We start from the raw sequence: 25264 nt of genomic DNA on the forward strand, positions 1-25264 counted from the left end.
GCTCGACCGCCCGTCCCGATGAGCGAACGCGTCCGGTTCGTCGCGGAGCATCGTGGCGAGCATGGGGTCGAGCCGATCTGCCGGGTCTTGGAAGGAACGCCCGGCCAGATTGCCCCGTCGACGTTCTATGCCGCTCAGTCTCGGTCGCCCTCGGCGAGAGAGGTCCGCGACGGGCAGCTGCTGGAGCTGATCCGGAAGATCCACTCGGACAACTACGGCGTTTATGGAGTCCGTAAGATCCACGCCGAGCTGCGCAGGCAGGGCGAGAAAGTCGCCGAGTCCACGGTCCGGCGTCTCATGCGCGAGGCCGGGCTGCGTGGGATCTCGCGGGCGAAGGGTCCGCGGACGACGAAGCCGGCACCGGAGACGGGCAGGCCGTTGGATCTCGTGGGGCGCGAGTTCGTCGCGTCGCGTCCGAACGAGCTCTGGGTCGCCGATATAACCTATGTCCACACGTTCTCCGGCTGGGTCTATGTCGCGTTCGTCACCGACGTGTTCAGTCGTCTTGTCGTCGGCTGGCAGGTCTCTACAAGGCTCTATACGGACCTCGCGCTCGACGCCCTGAAAATGGGGATTTGGCGGCGCCAGCATGCCGGCGACGACCTGACCGGCCTAATTCATCACTCCGATCGCGGGGTCCAGTATCGAGCGATCCGCTACGCAGAACGTCTCGCCGAATGCGACGCCGTCGCCTCTGTCGGGTCAAAGGGCGATAGCTATGACAATGCGATGGCCGAGGCGCTGAACTCGCTTTACAAGGCCGAGTTGATCCGCAACCGCGGTCCCTGGACGGCGATCAACGACGTCGAGATCGCGACGGCGGAATACATCGACTGGTTCAACAACCGTCGCCTCCATGGCGAGATCGGGCACGTCCCGCCCGCCGAGCTCGAGGCGGCCTATCGCGCCACTGCGCGCGAGCACTCATTAACCGAAACCAAGTAGATCAGCCTCTACCAAACCCGACACTTGACAGCAATAGCCACCCTCCGTGATCTTCGAAGACTTGCGCGCCGGCGTGCGGCACCTCCTCCGCCCACTGCCGCAATGTCGCGGTCTCCAGATTCTGCTGATGACCGAAGTGCTCGCTGGGTGTCTCCTCGAACGGAACCGCGATGACCACTGCGCGACGGGCGACGCGCAGGGCCTCGCGGATGGCGGCCACCGCCTGGTCGTCCTCCAGATGCTCGAGGAGGTGGATGAGCGTCACGGTGTCGAAGCTCGAGTCGTCGTACGACAACGCGGTCGCGTCGGCGACTCGACTCGAAATCGGCAACCCGTAGCGCCGAGACTCATGGTGAAGCAGCGAGACCGCTCCCCTGCTGAGGTCACACGCCGCGACCGTCCGGCCGTCTCGTGCCAGCTGAATCGCGAGGAACCCGAAACAGCTGCCGACCTCCAGGACCGAACCGCCGGTCACCAGGGATCGGGCTCGGCGGTGGATCGGCGCGAACGCCGAGGTTCCGTCCGTCAGGCCGCGCAGGGTGTTGTCGTAGAACGCGTCCCACGCTTCGACGGCGGTCGGCGCCGAGCTGAGAATGATCTGCACCGCAGCCGCTTCGAACTCGTCCTGACCGGCCAGCGCACCGATGTCGACGAGAAGCGACAGCGCCGCTACCAGTGCGTCGTCGCTGATGTCGGCGGCGGTGAACCGATGCACCAGGCACAGGCCGCCGTCCTCGCGGACGTGCCACCACAGCGGACCGCCGCCGTCGAGCAGTTCGCCGGCCCTCGCCGCGCGGACGAAGACCCGGCCGGCGGCCGGGGTGGGCAGGGGACGGTCCAGGACCGCGGTCATGCCCATCCCCGGCCCATGTCGATCACCGCACGACCGGTGAACTCTCCGCGACGCAGCTGACCGACCACGGTCGGCACGTCGCCGATCTGCACATCGACCCCGATCTTGTCCAGGCTGCGCGGCCGCAGGTCCGTCTCGATCCGCTGCCACAGCGCCCGGCGCCGGTCGATGGGCATCTGCACCGAGTCGATACCCAGGAGCCCCACCCCGCGAAGGATGAACGGCATGACGGTGGTGGCGAGCGCGACGCCGCCGGTCAGACCGCTGGCGGTGACCACCCCGCCGTATTCGGTGGTGGCGAGGATGTCGGCCAACGCCGTACCGCCGACACAGTCGACGGCCGCCGCCCACCGACTGCGGCCCAGCGGCCGCGGCTTGGCATCGGGGTCCAGGGGAAGCCGACCGATCACCTCGGAAGCGCCGAGCGCGCGCAGACCGTCGGCGGCCTCCGGCTTGCCCGACGCGGCGATCACCTCGAAGCCACGCGCGGCCAGCAGGTCGATGCTCGCCGAACCGACCCCGCCGGTGGCCCCGGTGACCACGACGGGACCCGAGTCCGGCGTCACCCCCCAGTCGAGGATCGCGGCGACACTCATCGCGGCGGTGAATCCGGCGGTGCCGATCGTGGCGGCCTCGCGCGGCGTCAGGGAGTTCAGCTTCACCGTCCAGCCGGCCGGGACCACCGTCTCCTGCGCGTATCCGCCATCGCGGGCGGTCCCGATGTCGTAGCCGTGCGCGATGACATGGTCGCCGACCTGGAAGTAGGCCGACGTCGATTCGGTCACCACACCGGCCAGGTCGATGCCGGGGATGATCGGATAGTCGCGGACCACACCGCCGCCCGGGGTGAAGGCGAGAGCGTCCTTGAAGTTCACGCTCGAATGACTGATGTCGACGCGCAGCTCGTCGGCGCCGAGCGGTTGCCGCTCGCGGTCGGTGAACTCCGGCCGGACCGAATCACCGACGAGGGTGGCGACCAGTGCTTGAAAAGTAGACATGAAAGGTTCTCCTCCTGAGGAAAGTTGTTGAGCCGCAGCGTTATCCGCGCGGTGAAGGTCCGAGAGTGCGAGCCAGATCGTCGAGCGCCGCCGGGTTCTCGATGGTGGGCGGCACCTCGAGTTCGGCGCCTTCGAGCAGTTGCCGCAGGCAGCGGCGGACGATCTTTCCCGAGCGGGTCTTGGGTAGTGCGCCGACCACGTCGACCCCGGCCAGCGAGGCGATCGGTCCGATTCGGCTGCGCACCAGCGCCGAGACCTCCGCTCGCAGCTGGTCCGCCCGGTCGACGAAGTCGATCGCGGGCACCAGGATCGCGTGGGGTCGTTGCCCCTTCAGCTCGTCGCGGACGCCGACCACCGCGCACTCGGACACCCCCGGATGCTCGGAGATCGCGGCCTCGATCTGTCCCGACGACATCCGGTGCCCGGCGACGTTCATCACGTCGTCGGTGCGGCCGAGGATGTAGACGTAGCCGTCCTCGTCGACATGCCCGCCGTCGCCGGAACTGTAGAAGCCGGGGTGCTCGGTGAGGTAGGTCCGCGCGAGACGCTCGTCGTCGCCCCACACTCCGGTCAGCGCCCCCGGCGGCAACGGCAGCCGTAGACAGACCGCTCCCTCGTGGCCCACCGGCACCGGCGTCCCGTCGTGCCCGAGAATCTCCACGGTGAAGCCGGGCACCGGCTTGGTGGACGAGCCGGGCCGCGGCTCGAAGTACGTCAGGCCGAGGAAGTTCGACACCACCGGCCAGCCGGTCTCGGTCTGCCACCAGTTGTTGATCACCGGCGCCGGCTGGACCTGCCCCAACCACCGCTGGGTGTCCGGGTCCAGCCGCTCGCCCGCGAGGAAGATCCCGCGCAGACTCGACACGTCGTACTCGGCGAGCAGCACCCCGTTCGGGTCGTCGCGGCGCACCGCACGCATCGCGGTCGGTGCCGAGAGCAGCACATCGACCCGATGGCGTTCGACGATGTCCCAGAACACACCCGCGTCGGGCGTGCCGACCGGTTTGCCCTCGAACAGCACCGTCGTGGCGCCGACCAGCAGCGGACCGTAGACGATGAACGAATGCCCGACCACCCAGCCGATGTCGCTGGCTGCGAAGACCACATCCCCGGTTTGAACCCCGTACACGTGCCGCATGCACCAGGACAGCGCGACGGCGTGGCCACCGTTGTCTCGGACGATTCCCTTCGGCATCCCGGTGGTCCCCGAGGTGTACAGGATGTACAGCGGGTGGTCCGCCGCGACCGGAACCGGGTCGACGGGTTCGGCGACCGCGATCAGTTCCGCCCAGTCGTGCTCGGCCCAGTCGTGCACCGGCCAGGCGACCACCCGATCGGCCGGCGGGGGCACCTCCGGCCGATCGACGACGACGACGTGTCGCGGGCGGTGCCGGGACTCGTCGAGCGCCGCGTCGAGCAGGGGAAGGTACGGCACGGTGTGGCCGGGCTCCAGTCCCCCGGTGGCGGTCACGACCACCACCGGGCGGGCGTCGTCGATGCGAACCGCCAGCTCGGCCGAGCCGAAGCCGCCGAAGACCACCGCGTGCACCGCACCGAGTCGGGCGCAGGCCAGCATCGTGACGACGGCTTCCGGGATCATCGGCAGATACACGAGGACTCGGTCCCCGGCGCCCACGCCCAGACGGCGCAGCGCACCGGCCGCCCGGCGGACCTGTTCGAGCAGCTCCCCGTACGTCACGGTCTCTTCGCGGCCGGTCACCGGAGAGACGTAGATCAGTGCGGCGCGGTCGCCGTTCCCCTCGGCGACGTGTCGGTCGACCGCGTTGTAGGCCGTGTTGACGGTCGCTCCCGGGAACCAGTCGACGGTACCGTCCGGGTTCTCCGTGTACGGCTGGGACGGCTCGTCCACCCAGTCGATCTCGCGGGCCGCGGACAGCCAGAATCGGCCCGGATCACGCGCTGCGTCGGTGGCGGCCGCATACGAATCGATCGCATCCGCATCGATGGTGGAACCCTGCGGTCGACGCTGCTCAGCCATCGGTGAACCTCGCCGGCCGCTTGTCGAGGAACGCGGACATGCCCTCGGTCTGGTCTGCGAAGGCGAACAACGAGTGGAACCAGCGTCGTTCGAACAAGAGGCCTTCGGACAGCGGCGTCTGATCCGCGCGCAGCACGCACTCCTTGGCGGCGCGCACCGCGCGTGCGGAGAAGCCCGCGATCTTTCGCGCCGCGGTCAAGGCCTCGTCGAGGACGTCGGCGTCCGAGACCACACGGCTGACCAGGCCGATTCGGTGAGCTTCCGCAGCATCGACACGGCGACCGGTGAGCACCAGGTCCATCGCCTGAGCCTTCCCGACGATCCGAGTCAGCCGCTGGGTTCCACCGATGCCGGGGATGATGCCGAGAGCGATCTCCGGCTGTCCGAACGAGGCGCCCTCGCCCGCGATGAGGACATCGCACATCATCGCGATCTCGCAGCCGCCGCCGAGCGCAAAGCCGTTGACGGCGCCGATGGTGGGAATGCGCAGCTGCGCGAGCCGCTCCCACAGCGACAGATGATCGGCGTCGGTCATGTCGCCGAAGGTGCGGTCGCGCATCTCGGCGATGTCGGCGCCCGCGGCGAAGGCTCGGCCGGCTCCGGTGAGCACGAGGACCCGAGCTTCGGCACGCGTCGCCTCGTCCAGCGCCTCGGCGAACTCGCGCATCATCGTCGAGTTCAAGGCATTGAGCGCGTCCGGTCGATTCAGGGTCAACAGGGCGACGCCGTCGTCTCCGACGGCGAGCGAAAGAGTGTCATAAGTGGACATCGGTGGGAAATCCTCCTGGTGGGAAGGGACGGGGTGTGAAGGGTCGGGGTGTGAAGGGTCGGGGTGTGAAGGGTCGGGGTGTGAAGGGGACGGAATCTGGCGCGCCGGGTTCGAGGTGCCCGGACAGGCTCTCGATGAGGGCATCGGCGACCACCCGGATGTGCGGTGCGCGCTGCACCGCCGACGGGACGACGAGCCAGTACTGCTGCCCCACGGCGACGCTGTCGGGCAGCACCGGTACCAGTCCCGGGTGAAACGCGGCGGCATATGTCGGGAGCAGCCCGATGCCGTGGCCGGCGAGGACCGCCTGGATCTGGGCGCTCACACTGTTGGACTGCACCGTCGCGCACGCCCCGGGCAGGAGCTCATCGAGCACACGCAGAGCCGCGATGTCCAGGTGGCCGTCCAAGTAGTAGACGAGACGACGATCTCGCAGGTCGTCGATGTCGGTGAGCTCGGCGTGAGTCGCCGCGTACTCGACCGAGCTGAACAGTCCCAGCGAGTAGGTGCACAGGCGGCGGGAGACCACCGCGCGAGACGGCGGCGGCTCCAAGGAGACGGCGATGTCGTATTCGCCGCTGCCCAGGTCCAGATGGGTGGTGGACGTCAGCAGTTCCAGGCGGAGGGACCCGTGCCTGGCCACCGCGGCCGCCAGGGCGTGCGGGGCGAGATACGAGCCGAAGGCATCCGGGGTGAGCAGCCGCACCGGCCCGCACACGCCGTCCTCGCCGTCGGCGTCGACGACGCGGACCGCATCGTCGACGCTCTGTTCGATCCGCTCGCCGATGGATCGCAGCCGACGTCCCGTCTCGGTGAGCTGCCACCCGCTCGGCGACCGATTGAACAGGCGCTGCCCGACCTTCTTCTCCATGCGGGCCACATGCCGACTGACCGTGGAGTGGTCGACGCCGAGCCGCGCAGCGGCACCGGTGATGGTGCCGCTGCGCGCCACGGCCAGCAGGATCAGCAGATCCTCTGCGCCGACCTTGGAGTGCAGCGTTCGGGCCGGAGCCATCTAGGCGAGCCCCAACTTGATCAGCGCGAGCACCGTCGCCATGATCGCGATCGCGACTGCCGGCGGGTCCAGGTGCATCCGGCAGCGTTCCAACACTAGACGCGCCCATCCCTCGGCGACGACCGACGAGACGACGCCGGCAGCCACCGCCGCGACCAGGATCCACGTTGCCTCACCGGTGTGCGCGGCCGCGACGCCGGCCGCGAGCGCAGCGGGCAGCGTGATGTGATGGGTCACCGGTACCGCCGCGCCGAAGACCAGCGCGAGCAGTGTCACCGCGGACGCACCGTAGAGGAACAGGCCGGCCATCGCCCGCGAGTCCTCCGGCCAGGCCAGGAACACCGACCCGGCGATCGCACCGCCCATCGCGCCGATGGTGAGCACCGCCGAAGCACGGTGCTGCCACGGCACCCAGGTCATTCGTTCGGCAAGCGGGGTGCGCGCCCACAGCGCCGCCGCGATGAGTGCGGTCAGGACCACGCTCACCGCCAGCGAATCGACCATCGAGATCTCTGAATCGTCGGCGGCGCGCACGAGCGGAATCTCGCCGACCGCCCGCGCCAGCAACTGCCCCAGCACTCCGAAAACCGCGCCGACGCCGAGGATCGACATCTTGTCGTAGGTGATCAGCGGCTTGGCGATGTCACGCCCCGACTCGTGGCGCCGGATGTAGGCCGCGTAGGCCGCGGCGGCCGCTCCGCTGGCGAACATCACGTGCGGACCGAAGACCGGACCGAACGCGAGACCTTCGACGAGCCCGGTGTCGGGACCGAACGTGGTCGCCAACGTGGCGACGATGACGACCACGCCCATCAGGGAGAAGGCGCCGAGCGCGCCGAGCGCCGCCCCGAGGGCGCCGCCGCCGGCGGCGCCGACGAGTTCGCTCACAGTGAGCGTCATGATGATTCCTCACAGGGTTCGGGTCGGTTGCGCATGCGGCGCCGACCTCGATCCCCGCTCTCGCTGAGAGCGGGGATCGACGCCGCGGCGCGACCGCTCAATCGGTCAGTGCTGGTGCTTGATGATTCCGCGGATGTTCTTGCCCGCCAGCAGGTCGTCGTAGCCCTCGTTGACCTGCTCGAGGCTGTACTCCTTGGTGATCAGCTCGTCGAGCTTGAGCTTTCCGTCGGCGTACATGCGGACGAGCTTCGGAATGTCGTACGTGGGGTTGCAGTCGCCGAACAGCGAACCCTTGATGGTCTTGCGGAAGTAGCTCATCTCGGTGCTGGGAACCTTGACGGTGATCTCGTCGATCCGGTTCAGCGCGGTGAGGACCAGGGTTCCGCAGCGACCGACCATCGAGAGTCCGTCGCTGACCTGCTCCGAGGTGATCAAGTCGGTGGTGATGATCGCCGACTCGGCGCCCTGCCCGTTGGTCAGTTCGTCGACCGCGACCTTGGCGTCGGCCGCATTGTCGAAGGCCAGGGTCGCGCCCAGCTCGATGGCCTTGTCCCGCTTGTTCTGCAGCGGGTCGATGACGATGATGTGCTCGGCGCCGGCGTGCTTGGCGCCCTGCACCGCATTGATGCCGATGCCGCCGATACCGAAGATCACCACGATGTCGCCGGGCTGGGTGTCGGCGGCGTAGACGGCCGAGCCCCAGCCGGTCGGGACGCCACAGCCGACGAGGACTGCCTTGTCGAGCGGGATGTCGTCGTCGACCTTCACCACCGAGTACTCGTTGATCACGTTGTACTGGCTGAACGTGCCCAAAGTGCACATGGCGCCGTACTGGCCGCGCGGTCCGCTGATCGGCCAGCGCTGACCGTCGAGGTGGCCTTCCAGCATGGCTGCGTTCATGTCGCACACCGACTGACGGCCGGTGGCGCAGTACTTGCATCGACCACAGGTCGGAGTGAAGGAGCAGATGACATGGTCGCCGGGCTTGACACGGGTGACGCCGGGGCCGACCTCCTGGATGATGCCCGCGCCCTCGTGACCGAGGACCATCGGCAGCCTGGCGATGGTGTCACCGATCGCGATGTGCACGTCCGAGTGGCACAGACCGCCGTACTGGTACTGGATGAGGACCTCGTGCGGGCCCGGCTTGGCCAGGGTGAGTTCCTCGATCTCGATCGGCTTGCCCGGTTCGACGACGACTGCTGCGAGGGTTTTCATGAGTGTTCCTTCTGTTGGGTGGACGAGCGCGCCGAGGCCGGTGCGCTCAGGTGGGGAGAGAGTTGATCGGGGGTAGAGGTCAGGACCGCTTGAGGTTCACGACATGGACGTCGACGAACCCCTCGACGCCGATGCGGCCGAACTCGGCGCCGAGGCCGGACTGCTTGATGCCGCCGAACGGGACGTCGGGGGTCAGCTGGAAGTGGTGGTTGACCCACGAGGTACCCACCTCGAGGCGGCCGGCGACGGTGATGGCGCGCTCGATGTCGGAGCCCCACACGGACGCGCCGAGCCCGTACGGAGTGTCGTTGGCGCGGGCGATCGCATCGTCGAGGTCGTCGTATCGGAGAACCGAACGAATCGGGGCGAACGTCTCCTCGCGGATCAGCGGGCTGTCCTCGTCGACGTCGCGGACCAGGGTCGGCTCGACGTAGTAACCGGGCCGGTCGAGCGTCTGACCGCCGACGACGACCGTTCCGTGCTCGTGGGCCAATGCCAGGCTCGCGCGGGCCTTCTCGAACTGCGTCGCGTTCTGCACCGGGCCGAGGCGGGTCTGCTCGTCGAGTCCGTGCCCGACGGTCAGCTCCGACGTGCGTCGGGCGAGCGCCTCCACCAACTGCTCGTAGATCGACGACGGCGCATAGATCCGCTTGATCGACACGCACACTTGGCCGCCGTTCGCGTACGCCCAGGTGCAGAGACCCTCGGCGGTCTTCTCGATGTCGGCGTCGTCGAGCACGATGGCCGCGTCGTTGCCACCGAGTTCGAGGGTCAGTCGCTTGAGCGTGGGGCCGCAGGCCTCCATCACGCGGCGGCCGGTGACGGTGGAACCGGTGAACGACACCTTGTTGATCCCCGGGTGCGAGGTGAGGTGCGCACCGAGGTCGCCCGCGTCGCCGACCACGTTGAACACGCCGGCCGGGATCACGTCGCGGACCAGTTCGGCGAAATGCAGGGTCGCCAACGGGGTGGTGGGCGACGGCTTGAGGACCATCGTGTTGCCGACGATCAGGGCCGGAGCCAGCTTGTACAGAGCTTGGAAGAGCGGGAAGTTCCACGGGGTGATCGCGCCGACCACGCCGACCGGTCGCTTGCGCAGTTCCACATACCCGTTCTCGTCGTCACGCAGGACTTCGGTCTCGAGGCGGTAGTCGGCGAAGTACCGAGTGAAATCGATCGACCAGCTGACGTCGTCACGAGCCTGCGCGATCGGCTTGCCCTGTTCCAGGGTGGTCAGCTGGGCCAGCGCCTCGTGGTGCTCGACGAGCACGTCGGCGACTCGGTGCAGGATCGCTCCGCGCTCGCCGACGCTGAGCGCCGCCCAACCGGGGAGAGCGCGCCGTGCGGCAGCGACCGCTTCGTCCAACTGCTCGGTCGACGCCGCCGGGGTGGTGGCCACCTGCTCGGCCGTACCCGGGTCGAGCACGGCGACGTCGATGGCGCCGTCGACGAGCCGCCCGTCGATCAGTTGGCTGTATTTCTTGGTCGCCAGGTCGAACCCCAGTCCAGGGGTCGGGGCGATGAGTGAGGTCATCACAATCCTCTCGATTCAAGTGCCGCCGGCACGGGGAAGGTCGCCTCGAAAATCGGGCCGCGGAACCCGGTGAGCGGGTCCGCCGGAAGTACCGGGGAGGGCGACGACATTCAGTCTTGCGTCGTGCGTCACACCTATCTGTTCGGTATCCGTACACCCCGAATCTGCGAGCGGGGCCCTCCCCCGCGCCCGCTATGGTGATTGCCATCGCAAGTGATGGCGTTCACACCTCTCGCGAGGTGTCGCCTGAAGCACGCGTGCGTCCAACCCGCGTCAGCGGAAGATCGAGAGGTCGTATCCGATGAAAGACAACGTCACAGACGCGCTGGCGTCGTTCACGACGAGCCGCGCGAGCCGCCTCCTGCACGCTTCGTGGAAGCGGTCGCGCCAGTACGGTCTCGATCCGTCCAAGCCGATGGATCCCCCGACCGCCGGCGACGTCGACACCGCGAGCCGACTGTTTCGCGCCGCGGCGCCGGTGTTGCACCGGATTCGTAACGGAATCGACGGCGAACGACTCTCGGTGATGCTCGTCGGTGCCCAAGCCGAAATGCTGACCACGGTGAACGGATGCCGACAGATCGACACCGTCGTCGAGCGGATCGGCGCCACGCCGGGCGCGGTGTGGCGCGAGGACACCACGGGCACCAACGCGCTGGCGACCCCCTTCGAGACGCGGAGCCCCCTGTTCGTGCGCGGCGACGAACACTTCATGGAGGGTCTGCACGGCTACAGCTGCTACGGCAGGCCGATCTTCAACCCGCTCAACGGACATTTGATGGGCGTGCTGGACGTCATGAGCGTCGTCGGAGCCGAGTCGAGTCTGATGCGGCCGTTCATCGACTCGGCGATCGCCGAGATCGAACAGAACATCCAGGACACCGCGGGCAGTCGTACCCACTCGGTGGTCCGCGCCTTCGAGGATGCGGCCCGTCACCCGGCGGCGATGGTCGTGGCCGTGTCCCGCTCGATGGTGCTGCAGAGTTCGATGGCGGCCCGCGCCCTGTCCGACACCGATGTCACGGCGTTGCAGCAGCTCGCCGACGGCGTGCGCGGCACCACGCGCGCCGAGTGCGAGCTGACCAGCGGGCAGACCGCCCAGATCGAGATGGAATCGATCGAGGGGTCGGACGCGGTGCTGATCCGACTGCGGACGCGACAGCGCCCGGCCGTGCCGCGCGCCGCCACACCGTTGCGTCGACGGAGCCGCGTGCAGCAGGGGATCGACGACGTCCAGGCCGGCACCGGCTCCGCGGTGATCGTCGGCGAACCCGGCAGCGGACGCACGACCGCCCTCGGCGAGGTCGCGGCGGGCCTCGCCGTGCGCGCGATCGACGGCCGGACTGCGGCGCCCGCCGATGTCGAGGACGAGCTGCGCGCCCTGGCCTGCGAGGCGTTCCCCGATGTGCTCACCATCGACAACCTCGATCTGCTGTCGAAAGCGGCACGCGACCTCATCGAGAATCTCCTCGTCTGCGGGCGGCCGCGGATCTTGGCCGCCACGTCGGTCCCCGGCGACGCCGACCATGCCCGGCTCCTCGACCTGTTCGACGCCCGTCTGGATCTCCCGACGCTGCGCGATCAACGCTCGGAGCTGCTCAGCACGCTCAACGAGATCGCCGGTCCGGGCGTTCGGTACCGGTTCACACCGCAGGCGACGCGGGTCCTGGAGTCGTACTCGTGGCCGGGCAATCATCGGGAGCTCGCGACGGTGCTGCGCTCCCTGGCGCGCTCCCGCGGAACGCTCATCGACGTCGCCGACCTACCGACCGAACTGCGGATGAAGGCCACGACCAAGCAGATGACACCGTGGCAGCAGGCCAGCTGTGACGCGATCATGCGAGCGATGGAGATCTACCACGGCAACAAGGCCCACGCGGCCGACTATCTGGGGATCAGCCGCAGCACGCTGTACCACCACATCAAGGAGTACGGGATCATCGTGTAACCCCTTTCCTCCCTTTCACCTGCGGAGATCTGCGCCGGTCGACGGGTGGCGCAGACGTGCGAACCGTCGTGCACAAACGCACAGGAGTGTGTGCATTTGGCCGTTGTCGGGTCGCACGGGGTCGGGCAGAGTCACAAGTGACCCCATATCCGACCAGAGGCCCTCCACATGTCCAACGTCATCGCCCTGCCACGCGTCCTGCGGATCGGCGCCGGCGCTTTGAACGATCTGTCCGTACTCCTGACCGACCTCGGCTGCCGCCGACCGTTGATCGTGACCGACGAATTCCTGACCTCCACCGGCGCCGTCGCGCGTCTCGGTCAGTCGCTCGCGGCGGCCGGCATCGAGTTCAGCGTCTTCGATCGCGTCGTCCCCGATCCGACGACCGACTCGTTGCGTCCCGCCGTCGATATGGCTCGCGCCGACGGGTGCGACGCGGTCGTCGGCTTCGGTGGCGGCAGCTCACTCGACACGGCCAAGGCCGTCGCGCTCCTGGCCACCACCGATCGGCCGATGCGGGACTTCAAGGCACCGACGACGACCGACCAGCCGTTGCTGCCGCTCGTGGCCATCCCGACCACGGCGGGCAGCGGCTCGGAGGCCACCCGGTTCACCGTCATCACCGACTCGGAGACCGGTGAGAAGATGCTGTGTCCCGGGCTGGCGTTCCTGCCGACCGCCGCGATCATCGACTACACGCTGACCATGTCGATGCCGCCGCGGCTCACCGCCGACACCGGTATCGACGCGCTGACCCACGCGGTGGAGGCATACGTCAGTGTCAAGGCCAATCCGTTCAGCGACGGGTTCGCACTCACCGCGATCTCGACGATCGCCTCCTGCCTGCGCAGCGTCTACCGCGACGGGTCGGACGAGCAGGCCCGCGAGCAGATGATGCTGGCGGCCACACAGGCCGGTATCGCGTTCTCCAACTCGAGTGTCGCGTTGGTGCACGGCATGAGCCGGCCCCTCGGCGCCCACTTCCACGTCAGCCATGGGCTCTCGAACGCGATGCTATTCCCGGCCGTCGCCGAGTTCTCGCTTCCCGGTGCTCGTTCCCGCTATGCCGACTGCGCTCGCGCCTACGGCGTGGCCGACGACGGAGTCTCCGACGAAGTCGCGGGCGAACGCTTCGTCGACGAGCTGCGTCGCCTCAATCACGACCTGGCCGTACCGTCCCCGCGGACGCTGGGCGTCGACGCCGAGCGCTGGTCCGCACTGTTGCCGACGATGGCCGAGCAGGCGCTGGCCTCCGGCTCGCCCCAGAACAATCCGGTGGTCCCGACCGCCGACGAGATCTGCGAGATCTACCGCCGTATCTACTGATCGCCGATCACGCACCCCGAATCCTTTTTCCCCTCCCTTCCACCTCTGAGGAGTTCCCCATGTCTTCCACCGCCATCGCCGTGGACACCGTCGGTCACTGGATCGACGGCCGAGTCGTCGACTCAGACGCTCCCGACGCCACCGACGTCTACTGCCCTGCCAACGGCGAGGTCACCAAACGCGTACCGGTCGGCTCCCGCGCCGACGCCGAGGCCGCCGTCACCGCCGCCGCACGTGCCTTCGACGCGTGGGCGGCCACTCCGGCGCACGTCCGAGCGCGCGTCATGTTCACCTTCCGCGAGAAGATGCTCGCCGACATCGACCGGCTCGCGGCGATCATCTGCGACGAGCACGGCAAGGTCCTCGACGACGCCAAGGGCGAACTGCAGCGAGGCATCGAAGTGGTCGAATTCGCCTGCGGCATCCCCGAACTGTTGAAGGGCGAGTTCACCGAGAACGTCGGAAGCGGCGTCGACGGCATGTCCCTGCGCAAGCCGCTCGGCCCGGTGGTGGGTGTGGTGCCGTTCAACTTCCCCGCGATGGTCCCGATGTGGATGTTCCCGGTGGCGCTGGCATGCGGCAACACCTTCGTCCTGAAGCCGTCGGAGAAGGTGCCGACCCTGGCCATGGAGATGGCGGCGATGCTCACCGAGTCGGGGCTGCCGGACGGGGTCTTCAACATCGTGCACGGAGGCCGCGAGGTGGTCGACACGCTGATCACCGATCCGCGTGTCGAGGCGGTCAGCTTCGTCGGGTCCACTCCGGTCGCCGAGCACGTCTATCGAACCGGCACCGAGGCCGGGAAGCGTGTGCAGGCGCTCGGCGGCGCCAAGAACCATCTCGTGGTCATGCCCGATGCGGACGTGGAGAACGCGGTGAACGCGCTGATGGGCTCGGCGTTCGGATCGGCGGGCGAACGGTGCATGGCGATCTCCGTCGTGGTCGCCGTCGGCGACGAGGTGGCCCGCGCGATCCGCGAGCGGCTGGTCGAGCGGATAGCTGAGCTGCGTGTCGGCCCCGGCACCGAGCCCGGAGTGGAGATGGGCCCGCTGATCACGCGGGAGCATCGCGAGCGAGTGATGTCGTATGTGGCGGCGGGCGAGAACGAAGGCGCCGAGCTCGTCGTGGATGGCCGGAACGGGGTCCGCGAGGACGGGTTCTTCCTCGGCGCGTCGCTGTTCGACCACGTCACGCCCCAGATGAAGATCTACCGCGAGGAGATCTTCGGACCCGTCCTCGCCATTGTGCGCGTGAACTCGTTCGACGAAGCCCTCCAGTTGGTCAACGACCACGAGTTCGGCAACGGCACCGCGTTGTTCACCGCCGACGGTCGTGCCGCGCGAACGTTCATCTCGCAGGTGCGCGCGGGCATGGTCGGCATCAACGTGCCGATCCCCGTCCCGATGGCGTTCCACTCGTTCGGCGGCTGGAAGCGTTCCCTGTTCGGCGATCATCACGTCCACGGTCGTGAAGGCGTGCGCTTCTACACGCGGTACAAGACCGCGACGATCCGGTGGCCCGAGGCCGGAGCGGCTCCGACGGAGTTCGCCATGCCGACGGCCAAGTGACGACCCTCCGCTCCTATCGAGCTCGCTCGATAGGAGCGGAGTGAGGCGCACGCGGTCGCACAGCGCCGCCGGATCGACTCACGGCGACGACAGCTCAACCACCAGCCGCCACCGGTCCGGCGCGAGACCGCCCCACCGCAGCACGCACACCCCACGGCCCCAACCGCACCCGAACCGCCACCTCCACCAACAGATCCGGACCATCCACCTCGCACCGCACCACCCGCGGACCACCCTCCTGCGCCTCGACGATCACCTGCGCCAACGCGCACGGCCGCTCCTGGCCCCACACATGTCCGGCCGCGGCGGCCAAAGCCCCCAGGTCCGCCGCATTCTGCGCACGGTGCCGAGCCACCATCCCGGCACCCACGAATCCGATCGCGACCAGCACCGTGGCCAAGCCGGCAATCGTCAATGCCGCCGCCACCGTCACCGATCCGTCCTCATTCGCCCACAGACGCCGCCTGGACCTCGGGTTCCACCGCCGCCACACTCCGCGCCGAAACATCGAACAGCGGCAACAACGGCACCCTGGCACTGACCACCGCGACGATTTGATCGCCCCGCCGACGCACCTGAATCCGCGCGCCCCGCGGAGCCACCCGCGCACCGACAGCCTCGGCCTGATCATCGCCGGCAGCGGACAACCGGGCCACTTCACGAGCCGCGTCGGTACACCGCAGGTGCGCCACGACGGTACCGATCGCCGCCACGCCGAGAACGACGAACACCGCGAGCGCCGCGAGCGCATACGCGGCCTCGACCGTCACCATCCCCGTCTCGTCCGCGGCAAGCCGTCGACACCACAACGCCCTCACCCGATCGACGTGGACAGTGCCCGGCTGATGATCCCGGTCAACGCACTCACCACGTTGTCGCCACTGATCACCGTGTAGAGAATCGCACCGAACGCCGCCGCGGCGACGGTGCCGATCGCGTACTCGGCCGTCGACATGGCGCTGTCGTCGCTGATCAGCCGACCGACCTCGGCGCCGATACGCTCGGTCACGCTCCCGAATGGATGATTGCTCATGAGATCCCCCTCGCGTCGAAATTGTCTGGACGACACTTAGACGCGCACACCGCCCACGCGGTTCCACGACACGCCTGGGACGCCGAACACCGTTCGAACTCAGCGCCGGCCACCGGGCCGCTCACTGTCACCGATGTCCTGAGACAGGACATATCCACAACCGGCTCGCACGAGTATTCCTGTCATAGGTGAGAGGTAACATAGACGTAGTCGAGATGGGATCAACGAATCCGAACTCGCGGAACATGAGTGGCCGGGTGACCGATCGTCACGCGGCTCGACCGGTTCCCGGCTATGAAGTCCACGAAGTACTGGAGATACACGAAGTGGCAGACCGGTTGTCTGCCACGAATTCCGCCAAGGCGGAGTCGAAGAACCTTGCGAAGGAAGTGTCGGGAAAGTTCTCTCGGCGCGATATGTTGTTTGAAAACTTCATAGTGTGCCTGCCCATTGGGCCCCGGGCGAGGGTTACCCGCGCGCGTCACCACTGCCCGAGCATGCGGCCGGCCAAGCCGATCACCACCGGCACGATGCCCAGGCAGACGAAGGCCGGGAGGAAGCACAGGCCGAGTGGACCGCTGATGGTGACACCGGCCTTCTCAGCCCTGGCCAGCGCCTCCGTCTGCGCTTGCTCGCGCGTGGCCTCGGCGAGGGCGGCCACGCCGTCGGCCAGCGACGACCCGGCCCGCGAGGCACGCCGAGCCAACGTCGCCAACTCGCGGAAGTGCTCGCCCGGGTCGTCCGCCTTCCCGGCGGACTCCTGCGCCCAGGCCTGGGCGGGATCGGCGCCGAGCGCCAGCAACTCGGCCGCACGTGCCAACTGCCCGGCCATCGGATCCGGGCAGTGCTCGGCCGCCACGGCCGCGGCCGTCGAGACGGGCAACCCGGCCTTCAAACAGACGGCGAAGAGGTCATAGCCGGCGGCGACCGCAAAGGCGTCGGACGCCTGCCTACGCTGCCTCAACCAACGCGGCTCCCCACCGAGCACCGAACGTCGTCCGATGTCCGACGTCGCCGGGACCGCACGGCGCAGCGCCGCCCCCGGGGCCGGCCACAGCAGCAGGGCCACACCGAGCAGCAGCAGCACCGAAGTCATCGTTTCGCCCGCAGAACGATGGCGTCGGCCCAGCACACTCCGGCGGCGGCCAAGCCCACCCCGACCACCAACAGGACCGACCCCAGCGGTGTGCCAAGCAGCACCGCCAAGGGAGCCGCACCCATGAGTTGACCCAAACCGAGCCCGAGCAGTGGCAATCCCGCCAGCACCATCGCCGTGGCGCGGGGACCGGCCAAGCCCGCCTCCGTCCGCGCGGCGAACTCCCGACGCTGGACCAGGTCGGCGCGGAGCGCCTCCAGCAACGCCACCATCGGCAGCCCGTGTCGCACCGAGATCGACCACGCCTCGCCGAGCCGGTGCAGTCCCGGAAGGTCGGCAGGCACGGACTCCGGATCCACCCCGCCGCCCAGTTCCACGCGCGCAGCGATCCGCATCAGCTCCCGTGCCACGGTCGAGTCTGTCGGCTCGGCGCCGGCGGACTCGGCCAGTTCGTCGGCGGCGGCCCGGCAGGCACCCACCATGGGGGCGCCGACCGACATCTCGGCCGTCATCACCGTCAGCGCCCGACACAGCTGGGCTTCCCGCTCACCGCGCCGCCGTTGATCGCGCAGCCGGCGCCACCGCGACAGCGCCACGGCCACGACGATCGCCGACGCGACCCCGACCCCGACGCCGAGCACCGCACCCAGCACCGGCACGGCTGCCATCGCCAGGAGTTCTGCACGCGGCCGCCCCCGGCGGGAAGGCGGCGGCCCGGTCAATCGCGCAACGCGTCGAGCCGGGGCCGTCGACGGCCACACCACCAGCGCGACGGCCGTCAGCAGACAGCCCGCCGCCACGACCGTCATGGCGACGACCAACCAGGCTCGTCGGTCCGCGACCACAGCGATCGGATCACCACGGTGCCGTCGGCTGCCACGTCCACCGCGCCCACCTCGACGAGGCCGCGGCGTCCGTCCGGGCGCCGCGCCACTCCGAACACCACATCCAGCGCAGCGGCCAGTTGACTGTGCAGCGCCGTGCGTCCGATACCGCCCAGCGCGGCCAACGCCTCCATGCGGGCCGGCACCTCCGCCACCGAGTTGGCGTGGAGAGTGCCCGCACACCCCTCGTGGCCGGTGTTCAACGCCGTCAACAGGTCGATCACCTCGGGGCCGCGGACCTCGCCCACGATGATCCGGTCCGGGCGCATGCGGAGCGCCTGCCGCACCAGTGTGCGCACCGAAACCTCCCCGATTCCCTCGACGTTAGGCGCGCGCGCCACCAGCCGGACAACGTGCGGGTGCTGGGGATCCAGTTCCGGCGCATCCTCGACGATGACCATCCGCTCCCGCGGATCCACCTGCCCCAGAAGGCAATTGAGAAACGTGCTCTTGCCCGCGCCGGTACCGCCCACCACGACGAAGGCCCGACGCTGCGCGACGACCCCGGTGACCAGGTCGCGCACCGGCTCGGGAATCCCGCCGTTGGCGACGAGCGTGGCGAAGTCCATCGTCGCCGAACGCAGCACGCGCAGCGAGATACAGGTGCCGTCCAGCGCGAGCGGCGGAATCATCGCATGCAGGCGCACCGCATAGCCGTGCCGCCCGATGCCCGCGAGCCGTCCGTCCACCCACGGCTGCGCATCGTCGAGACGCCGGCCCGCGCCCAGCGCCAGCCGCACCGCCAGACGCCGAACGCTCGCCTCGTCGTCGAAGGCCACCGGGACCCGTTCGAGTCCGGCCCCTCGTTCGATCCACACGCGATCCGGCCCGGTGACCAGGATGTCGGTCACCGCGGAGTCGGCGAGGAGCGCTTCCAACGGCCCCGCCCCCACCAGCTCGGTGTGCAGATAGCGAAGCGCCGCAAGCAGATCGGTGTCCGACAGCAATCCCCCGGACTCACTCCGCACCACCTCGGCGATGGTCTCGGCGTCCGGCTCCACCGACCGCGCCGCCAGCTGCTCGCGCACCCGATCGAGCAGGACAGCATGCCGAAGGGCTGAGGGCGCAGTCATCGTCGCCCGCCGCGCACATCGGTCAGCGCCGCCAGGACCGCGGCGGCGGCCCGCACCTCCGGGCTGCGCGGGACCGCCCGAACCCCACCTTCTTCGCAGCGGCGGGCCAACGCGGCACGGGTGCGCAGCGTCCCCACCAACGGCACCTGAACGGCCCGTGCGATCTGTTCCGGTGCGAGGCCACCGGGAGCCGGCACACGCACCAGCAGCCGCAACTCCGGACGCGAACCGATCCGCGCCAGCAGCTTTCGTGTCGCGGCCACCGCGGGCACCGTCGCCGACGAGAGCACCACCACCAGGTCGGCCGAGTCCAACACTCCGGCCGCGACCGGATCGGTGGCGCGCCCCAGATCGGCGACCACCAGCCCACCGTCCGAGCGCGCGGCGTCCACCACCGCCAACACCGTCTCCGCCGAGAGCGACGCACCGTCATCTCGACGCTGGGTGAGGATGCGCACGCGCTCCCCGAACCGCGGCAGTGCCGCCGAAAGTGCTTGTCCCTGAATGCTTCCGGTCTCGCCGGTGATATCCGACCAGCGCAGCCCGGCCGCGTCTTCGGCCCCCAGCAGCAGGTCGAGACCCGCGCCGCCGGGTTCCACGTCGAGCAGCAGCACCCCGATGTCGGCGCGACCGGCGGTGAGCGCCAGCACCGCCGCAAAGGTACTCACGCCGACTCCGCCGTGCCCGCCGACCAGCGCGATCACCGCCGCTGCCGAACGACGCGGCCGCCGCAGCGCAGACAGCGCCGCCACCAGCGCGGCCTCGTCGTCGGGCAACGTGTACCCGCCCTGCGCACCCACCGACAGCGCCGCGCGCCACACCGTCGGGTCCGCGCCCGGGCCCGCCGCCACCAGGACGCCCGGCCGCGCGGGCGGACCCGATTCCTCGAGCACGGACAGGGCTGCGCCGTCGACCACCACTGCCGTGGCCCGCAACCATTCGCCCCGGCAGCGCGCCGGATCGCCGCGCACGATCTGATAGCCGGCGGCGGCCCCGCACCGAGCCACCTCGTCGTGCAGGGCCGGGCCGGTCAACGCCAGCAATGCCTCGCTCATGCCCCCAGCGTGAGCCGGAGGTATCGACACCGCCAGTGCGATGTCCACACCCGGGCGGCGCCGCGGGCGGACTTATCCACCCGGCGGAGCCGCCTCTCGGATCGGGTTACATCTGCCGGACGAGGTGCTTCTGAATCTTGCCGGTCGCGGTCTTCGGCAGCGCGTCGACCACCAGCACCTCCTTGGGCGCCTTGAAACCGGCCAGCTTCTCGCGCGACCATTCCCGCAGCTCGTCGCCCGTCACCGAGGCCCCCGGCGTCAGCACCACCACGGCGGTCACCGCCTCGCCCCAGTGCTCGTCGGCGCGACCGACCACGGCGATCTCGGCCACGTCCGGGTGCCCCAGCAAGGCCCGCTCCACCTCCACCGAGCTGACGTTCTCGCCGCCGGTCTTGATGATGTCCTTGGCCCGGTCGGTGAACCAGACGACGCCCTCGTCGTCGATGTAGCCGATATCGCCGCCGTGGAACCAGCCGTGCGCAAAGGCCTCCGCGTTCGCCGCGGCGTTGTTCCAGTAGCCGGTCATCAGCTGCGGACTCCGGTAGACGATCTCGCCGATCTCGTTGGGCGGCAGCAGGTTCCCCTCGCCGTCCATGATCGCCACATCGGTGGACACCGTCGCCGGGCCCCACGAATCGTCCTTGCTGCCCTGATGACCGACCCACTGCAGCTCCGACGCGGGCGTGGTCTCGGTCTGGCCCGAACCCAGGATGACGGCCGCGTTGGCGAACCGTGCGCGCACCGCGGCCAGCAGCGGGGCCGGCATCGGCGCCATCGCGTACAGGGCGGTGATCAGGTGCGCGGTGTTCTCGTCGGTCAGCGCGGGCTGGCCGATCACCGCTCCCCACATCATCGGGAGCATGGTCAGGTGCGTCACGCGATGATCGACGAAGGTCTGGGCGACCACCGCCGGCTCGAAACCCCGCAAGAGCACCGCGGTGCCACCCACCAGCAGGGTGGGCAGCAGCAGCGCATCCAGCGCGGTCACGTGGAACAGCGGCAGCACGATCGGCTGCACCGGGTACGCGGTGTCCGGGCGCAGACCGAGGCCCAATGCCGACGACAGATTCGAAATGTGAACGGCCACATGACTTGTCACCACGCCCTTGGGCCGCGACGTGGTGCCCGAGGTGTACAGGCAGTGCAGGATGTCCCGGTCCTCAACGATCGTCTCCACCGCCGAGGCGTCATCCGACAGCACCGCGTCCCAGGCGACGGCGGGCAGCCCCGCGACCTCGGCCGGGGCCTCCCCGACGACGATCACCTCGCGCACCGCGGCGCCGCCCGCCTCGGCCAGCGCACCCGTGATGACCGGCAGGAACGGGGTCTCGGTGATCACCGCCTGCACGCCGCTGTCGGACAGTTGGTAGGCCACGTCGCTCGGCGACAACAGCAGGTTCAGCGGCATCGCCACCACCCCCAGCTTGGCGAGCGCGAAGAAGCCGACGACGAACTGCCAGCTGTTCTGCAACTGCAGAGCCACCGCATCGCCGTGGGAGTATCCGCGCTCGGACAGCCCGCGCGCCAATGCGTTCGCGCGCTCCTCCACGTCCAGGTAGGTCAGGCGTACATCGCCGTCGACGATCGCCACCCGGGAGCCGTAGAGGTGCGCGCTGCGCGTCGGCTGGTCGCCCACGCAGACGCGCTGGGCGAGGTTGACGGTCAGCGGGTCGACACCGGACAGATCGGGGCGCATGCCGGACATGGTTCTCCTACTCAAGAAGTGTGGTTGTTGAGATCACAACTACCGGGAGAACACCGGACGCATGTCCGCTTTCGCCGTTTCGGCAGGTCGCGCCGAGGCTCAGCCGGTGAACGGCGGCACGAACGTGCACGGCACCGCGACCGGGTGTTCCGGGTCCAGCGCATTGAGCACCATGTACGCCGCCCGACGGGAACCGGCGATCGCCATGTGATCGCTGTAGTCCTGTGCGCAGGTGTCCTGCACGACGATGTTGGTGACCTTCTCGCCTGCCCGCCCCGGCACCAGTCCGGCGGTATACGGCATGACCGCTTCGTCGTATCGCGTGGCGATGTTGGTGTAAGCGACGCCCTTCACATACGGGCTGCCACCGGCCCAGATCTTCTTGTTCATCGCCGACCCCGGCAGCATGCCGCCGCACCCGACGCACATCGGCATCGGCACGTTCATCTCGCCGAACATCTTCCCCATCGGCCCGATGTCACCGGTACCCCGCCACAACGGCGCCAGCGAGACGTAGTTGGTCACCTTGTCCGCACCGCCGAGGTACTTGAGGTAGTAGGTGGGCATGTAGGTGCCCTGCGAATGGCCGACCAGGTCCACGGTCGAGGCGCCCGTCGACGCGCGCACCTTGTCCACGAAGCGCGCGAGCTGCGCGGCGCTGACTTCCTGCCGGTCCATGCCGCCGATCGCGGTGAACGGCCACGGCAGGCCGGGCAGCGCGCCGTAGGTCAGCGCGAAGACGCAGTAGCCGCGGTTGCGCAGCATGGGGACGTACGCACCCCAGTTGGTGGTCTTGGCGCCGCCGGTGCCGTGCACCAGGATGACCGGACGCGGATGCTCGGGCGAGGGCTGGCAGTTCCAGTCGTTGGCTCCGGGCAGGTCGCCGCCGGGATGCGCCAGTTCGTAGGGAATCCCGCCGAAGAAGTTGTAGTTCTCCGGGAGCTTGTCCGACGGCGCGGCGGCCGCCGGCCCGCCCGCGACCGCCCCGAGAACGACGAGCACCGCCGCACACCACGCACCGAGTAGTTTCCGCATGTGTTCCCCAACGCCAGCCAGACCGCAAACCGAGCGTTTGCTTGGTTATCGAGGGTAACAAAATCCCGCCAGCAGTAACATGGGGTTGGAGATTTCCGCACCCCGAAAAGTGGATGACCCCGGCCAGGGGGGAGGAGGCCGGGGTCATCTGTCTTCAGCCCCGGGGGGTCGGGCTGAAGACACCGGCCTAAGCCGGACAACTGCGAAGGTACACCCGCTCGGGTGTCCTTGCAACTTGCAACTAACGGTGTTTCAGAATTGCATTCGTTCCCCACGCGCCCCGGCGATTTGAACGTACGCTTAGCGCCGTGGCTCCGACGACGCCTCCGCGCACCGCGGCATTCTTCGACCTGGACAAGACCGTGATCGCCAGGTCGAGCGCACTCGCCTTCACCCGCCCCTTCTACGACGGCGGGCTACTGACCAGGCGCGCCATGCTCCGGTCGGCGATCGCCCAACTCCAGCTGTTGCTCACCTCGGCGCCGGACGAGCACGTGGAACGACTCCGCCGACACGTCACCCAGATGTGCGCCGGCTGGGAGGCCGACACCGTCCGCGCGATCGTCGCCGAGACCCTCGACGACGTGGTGCGCCCGGTGATCTTCAGCGGGGCCACCGAGCTCATCGCGCAGCACAAGGCGGCCGGCCGCGACGTGGTCCTCATCTCCGCCTCGGGCATCGAGATGGTCGAGCCGATCGGCGAGCTTCTCGGCGTCGACCTGGTACGCGCCACCACGATGGAGGTCGTCGACGGCCACTACTCCGGCGAGATCGAGTTCTACTGCTTCGGCGAGGAGAAGGCTCACGCCATGCGCGATCTGGCCGCCGAACGCGGGTACGACCTCGCCGACTGCTACGCCTACTCCGACTCGGCCACCGACCTGCCCATGTTGGAGGCCGCAGGCCACCGCGCGGTGGTCAATCCCGACCGCACGCTGCGCGCCCATGCACTCGAGCACGACTGGGAGATTCTCGACTTCCCGAACCCCGCACCCAAGGTCGACTGGACCCACCCCGGGCCGGGCGGCTGGACCACCGTCGTCGCCGGTGTGGGCGCTTTGGCGGCGGCCGCGGTGGCCTATCGCCTGGTGTATCAGCGACACGCCGCGGCATGACTTTTCCCAAACACTTGCTGTGATGCAAATCACCGTGTAGAAAATAGGTACGGAGCCTCCCCAGGCAAAGCTCGGACCAGAAGAGAAGGTCCGAACCCCCGAAGGAAGCTCCCAGCACGGGCGGCAAGCACCCACGCGGAGCTCGCCGCATTGGCAGAAGCGTTGTGCGCCTGCGACATTGAGGCCTCCCGGCTCAGCCGAAGACCACAGTCCCTCGCCGAGGCGAATCCCACAGCCCACCTTGCACGCTTGGTAACTTGCGTCCGTGCTCGCGGGCGGTACCCCATTGGGTACCGCCCGCAATACTGTGCGGACCGCGAGCGGCGGCTACCGGGCGGCGTCGGCGATCGACTTCGCCTCCGCCGCGCCGGCGAACATCGCCTGGCAACTGAGGATGATCCAGTCGGCCAGCGCCTGCGGATCCCCGGTGGCGAAGACCGCCGCCCCCTCCCGGTAGTCGCCCAATCGCGCCAACCATGTCACTTCGGGAACACCCAGCAGATGCGGGTCCAGGCCGGTGGTCGCCGACACCAGCCGCGACGCAGCCCGCGCCACCACACCGTTGCCCTCCTCGAACGGCTGCAACGCCAACAATTCGCCGTGCACCACGGCCGCCAACACCGCGGCCGGCACCGAGGTGGCGCCGGTGACGAGCTGACCGAGCAGATCCAGCCGCGGCGCGATGTGCGGCTCGTCGCGGGGTCGGCCCAACAGCTCCGGTTCCACCAGTTCGGCGGCGGCCAACGAATGCAGCCGCGCCAACGACTGCATGGGCGCGCGCCGGAAGACCGCGACCTCCCGATCGAGGTCGTCGGGGTCGAGCGCCTGGGCCACCCGGATCGCCCCGGACATCACCGGATCGTCGAAGTCGTGTTCCCGGTTGAGTTCGGTGGTGGCCCCCTCCATCGCCGCCGAACTGCGTCCGCCGCGCCAGGACGACTCCCGAGACGTCTTGTCCCAGCCGCGAAGATTCACCGGATGGCGGTGCACCGCCGCCAGTGCTTCGGCGGCCTCCTCGGCGGCGGCGGCGACGCCGGGCAGGTTGAGCAGCGGTGCCAACGGATCAGAACTCACCACCCCAGCCTAGTGCCGGTGCGCCGCACCCCCACCCCACCCGTCGGCCACCGACCCGACCGCCGTCCACCGATCGACCCTGACCGACCGTTCATCGCTCGCATCGCACCCGCAACCTACG

General features: G+C 69.0%; 23 protein-coding genes. 5 read left to right on the forward strand and 18 right to left on the reverse strand.

Annotated features, from left to right (window positions below; translation table 11 throughout):
• Positions 1-945: IS3 family transposase (locus ACFFJD_RS00510; protein WP_382359299.1), on the forward strand; the 945-nt coding region annotated here is incomplete at its 5' end.
• A gap of 1 nt (position 946) precedes the next feature.
• On the opposite strand, the gene mftM is transcribed toward ACFFJD_RS00510, so the two are convergent.
• The 8 genes from mftM to ACFFJD_RS00550 form a co-directional block, all read right to left on the reverse strand.
• Complete coding sequence (gene mftM, locus ACFFJD_RS00515; RefSeq protein WP_382359302.1) at positions 947-1798, reverse strand: mycofactocin oligosaccharide methyltransferase MftM; 852 nt, start codon at positions 1796-1798, stop codon at positions 947-949.
• A complete protein-coding gene (locus ACFFJD_RS00520; protein ID WP_382359305.1) occupies positions 1795-2796 on the reverse strand; it encodes an acrylyl-CoA reductase family protein in 1002 nt (333 codons plus the stop codon). Before ACFFJD_RS00520 ends, mftM begins: the two co-directional genes overlap by 4 nt.
• Before the next feature lie 40 nt (positions 2797-2836).
• On the reverse strand, positions 2837-4795 hold the full coding sequence (locus ACFFJD_RS00525; protein WP_382359308.1) for an AMP-binding protein: 1959 nt from the start codon (positions 4793-4795) through the stop codon (positions 2837-2839).
• Positions 4788-5564: an enoyl-CoA hydratase-related protein gene (locus ACFFJD_RS00530; protein WP_382359311.1), complete on the reverse strand. Its 777-nt coding sequence runs from the start codon at positions 5562-5564 to the stop codon at positions 4788-4790. The genes ACFFJD_RS00525 and ACFFJD_RS00530 overlap by 8 nt, the downstream gene beginning before the upstream one ends.
• Entirely contained in the window at positions 5551-6579 is a 1029-nt protein-coding gene (locus tag ACFFJD_RS00535; protein WP_382359314.1) for a LysR family transcriptional regulator, read from the reverse strand. Before ACFFJD_RS00535 ends, ACFFJD_RS00530 begins: the two co-directional genes overlap by 14 nt.
• Entirely contained in the window at positions 6580-7479 is a 900-nt protein-coding gene (locus ACFFJD_RS00540) for a DUF7973 family transport facilitator (RefSeq protein ID WP_382359317.1), read from the reverse strand.
• 105 nt (positions 7480-7584) lie between these two features.
• Positions 7585-8697 (reverse strand): NDMA-dependent alcohol dehydrogenase, encoded by a 1113-nt coding sequence (locus tag ACFFJD_RS00545; protein ID WP_382359320.1) that lies wholly within the window; start codon positions 8695-8697, stop codon positions 7585-7587.
• A 79-nt stretch (positions 8698-8776) separates the two neighbouring features.
• The gene (locus tag ACFFJD_RS00550) at positions 8777-10231 is read right to left on the reverse strand and encodes an aldehyde dehydrogenase family protein (RefSeq protein WP_382359323.1); all 1455 of its coding nucleotides are present in this window, start codon (positions 10229-10231) and stop codon (positions 8777-8779) included.
• 301 nt (positions 10232-10532) lie between these two features.
• Between ACFFJD_RS00550 and ACFFJD_RS00555 the strand changes: the two genes are divergently transcribed.
• The 3 genes from ACFFJD_RS00555 to ACFFJD_RS00565 all read left to right on the forward strand — a co-directional run bounded on the left by ACFFJD_RS00555 (position 10533) and on the right by ACFFJD_RS00565 (position 15073).
• Positions 10533-12179: a sigma-54-dependent Fis family transcriptional regulator gene (locus ACFFJD_RS00555; RefSeq protein WP_382359326.1), complete on the forward strand. Its 1647-nt coding sequence runs from the start codon at positions 10533-10535 to the stop codon at positions 12177-12179.
• 168 nt (positions 12180-12347) lie between these two features.
• Positions 12348-13505, forward strand: a complete 1158-nt coding sequence (locus ACFFJD_RS00560; protein WP_382359329.1) for an iron-containing alcohol dehydrogenase — start codon at positions 12348-12350, stop codon at positions 13503-13505.
• 59 nt (positions 13506-13564) lie between these two features.
• Positions 13565-15073: a CoA-acylating methylmalonate-semialdehyde dehydrogenase gene (locus ACFFJD_RS00565; protein ID WP_382359332.1), complete on the forward strand. Its 1509-nt coding sequence runs from the start codon at positions 13565-13567 to the stop codon at positions 15071-15073.
• Between the two features lie 94 nt (positions 15074-15167).
• Here the strand turns inward: ACFFJD_RS00565 and ACFFJD_RS00570 are convergent, their stop codons facing one another.
• From ACFFJD_RS00570 to ACFFJD_RS00610, 9 genes are all read right to left on the reverse strand, one after another.
• The gene (locus ACFFJD_RS00570) at positions 15168-15506 is read right to left on the reverse strand and encodes an Rv3654c family TadE-like protein (RefSeq protein ID WP_382359335.1); all 339 of its coding nucleotides are present in this window, start codon (positions 15504-15506) and stop codon (positions 15168-15170) included.
• Between the two features lie 10 nt (positions 15507-15516).
• A complete protein-coding gene (locus ACFFJD_RS00575) occupies positions 15517-15846 on the reverse strand; it encodes a TadE family type IV pilus minor pilin (RefSeq protein ID WP_382359338.1) in 330 nt (109 codons plus the stop codon).
• Between the two features lie 41 nt (positions 15847-15887).
• A complete protein-coding gene (locus ACFFJD_RS00580) occupies positions 15888-16106 on the reverse strand; it encodes a DUF4244 domain-containing protein (RefSeq protein ID WP_382359341.1) in 219 nt (72 codons plus the stop codon).
• Positions 16107-16587: 481 nt separating this feature from the next.
• Entirely contained in the window at positions 16588-17202 is a 615-nt protein-coding gene (locus ACFFJD_RS00585) for a type II secretion system F family protein (RefSeq protein WP_382359344.1), read from the reverse strand.
• Positions 17199-18011 carry a type II secretion system F family protein gene (locus tag ACFFJD_RS00590; RefSeq protein ID WP_382359348.1) on the reverse strand — a complete coding sequence of 271 codons (813 nt, stop codon included), beginning with the start codon at positions 18009-18011 and terminating at the stop codon, positions 17199-17201. Before ACFFJD_RS00590 ends, ACFFJD_RS00585 begins: the two co-directional genes overlap by 4 nt.
• Positions 18008-19159 (reverse strand): TadA family conjugal transfer-associated ATPase, encoded by a 1152-nt coding sequence (locus tag ACFFJD_RS00595; protein ID WP_382359351.1) that lies wholly within the window; start codon positions 19157-19159, stop codon positions 18008-18010. Before ACFFJD_RS00595 ends, ACFFJD_RS00590 begins: the two co-directional genes overlap by 4 nt.
• Complete coding sequence (ssd, locus tag ACFFJD_RS00600) at positions 19156-20214, reverse strand: septum site-determining protein Ssd (protein ID WP_382359354.1); 1059 nt, start codon at positions 20212-20214, stop codon at positions 19156-19158. Before ssd ends, ACFFJD_RS00595 begins: the two co-directional genes overlap by 4 nt.
• A 106-nt stretch (positions 20215-20320) precedes the next feature.
• Positions 20321-21919, reverse strand: a complete 1599-nt coding sequence (locus tag ACFFJD_RS00605; RefSeq protein WP_382359357.1) for a class I adenylate-forming enzyme family protein — start codon at positions 21917-21919, stop codon at positions 20321-20323.
• A gap of 99 nt (positions 21920-22018) precedes the next feature.
• The gene (locus ACFFJD_RS00610; RefSeq protein ID WP_382359360.1) at positions 22019-22954 is read right to left on the reverse strand and encodes an esterase/lipase family protein; all 936 of its coding nucleotides are present in this window, start codon (positions 22952-22954) and stop codon (positions 22019-22021) included.
• 308 nt (positions 22955-23262) lie between these two features.
• Between ACFFJD_RS00610 and ACFFJD_RS00615 the strand changes: the two genes are divergently transcribed.
• A complete protein-coding gene (locus ACFFJD_RS00615; RefSeq protein WP_382359363.1) occupies positions 23263-24069 on the forward strand; it encodes an HAD family hydrolase in 807 nt (268 codons plus the stop codon).
• Positions 24070-24396: 327 nt separating this feature from the next.
• Here the strand turns inward: ACFFJD_RS00615 and ACFFJD_RS00620 are convergent, their stop codons facing one another.
• Positions 24397-25143, reverse strand: a complete 747-nt coding sequence (locus ACFFJD_RS00620) for a Fic family protein (protein WP_382359366.1) — start codon at positions 25141-25143, stop codon at positions 24397-24399.
• Positions 25144-25264: the final 121 nt, after the last annotated feature.

The organism is Gordonia phosphorivorans (genome assembly GCF_042432625.1).
Classification (GTDB): Bacteria; Actinomycetota; Actinomycetes; order Mycobacteriales; family Mycobacteriaceae; genus Gordonia; species Gordonia phosphorivorans.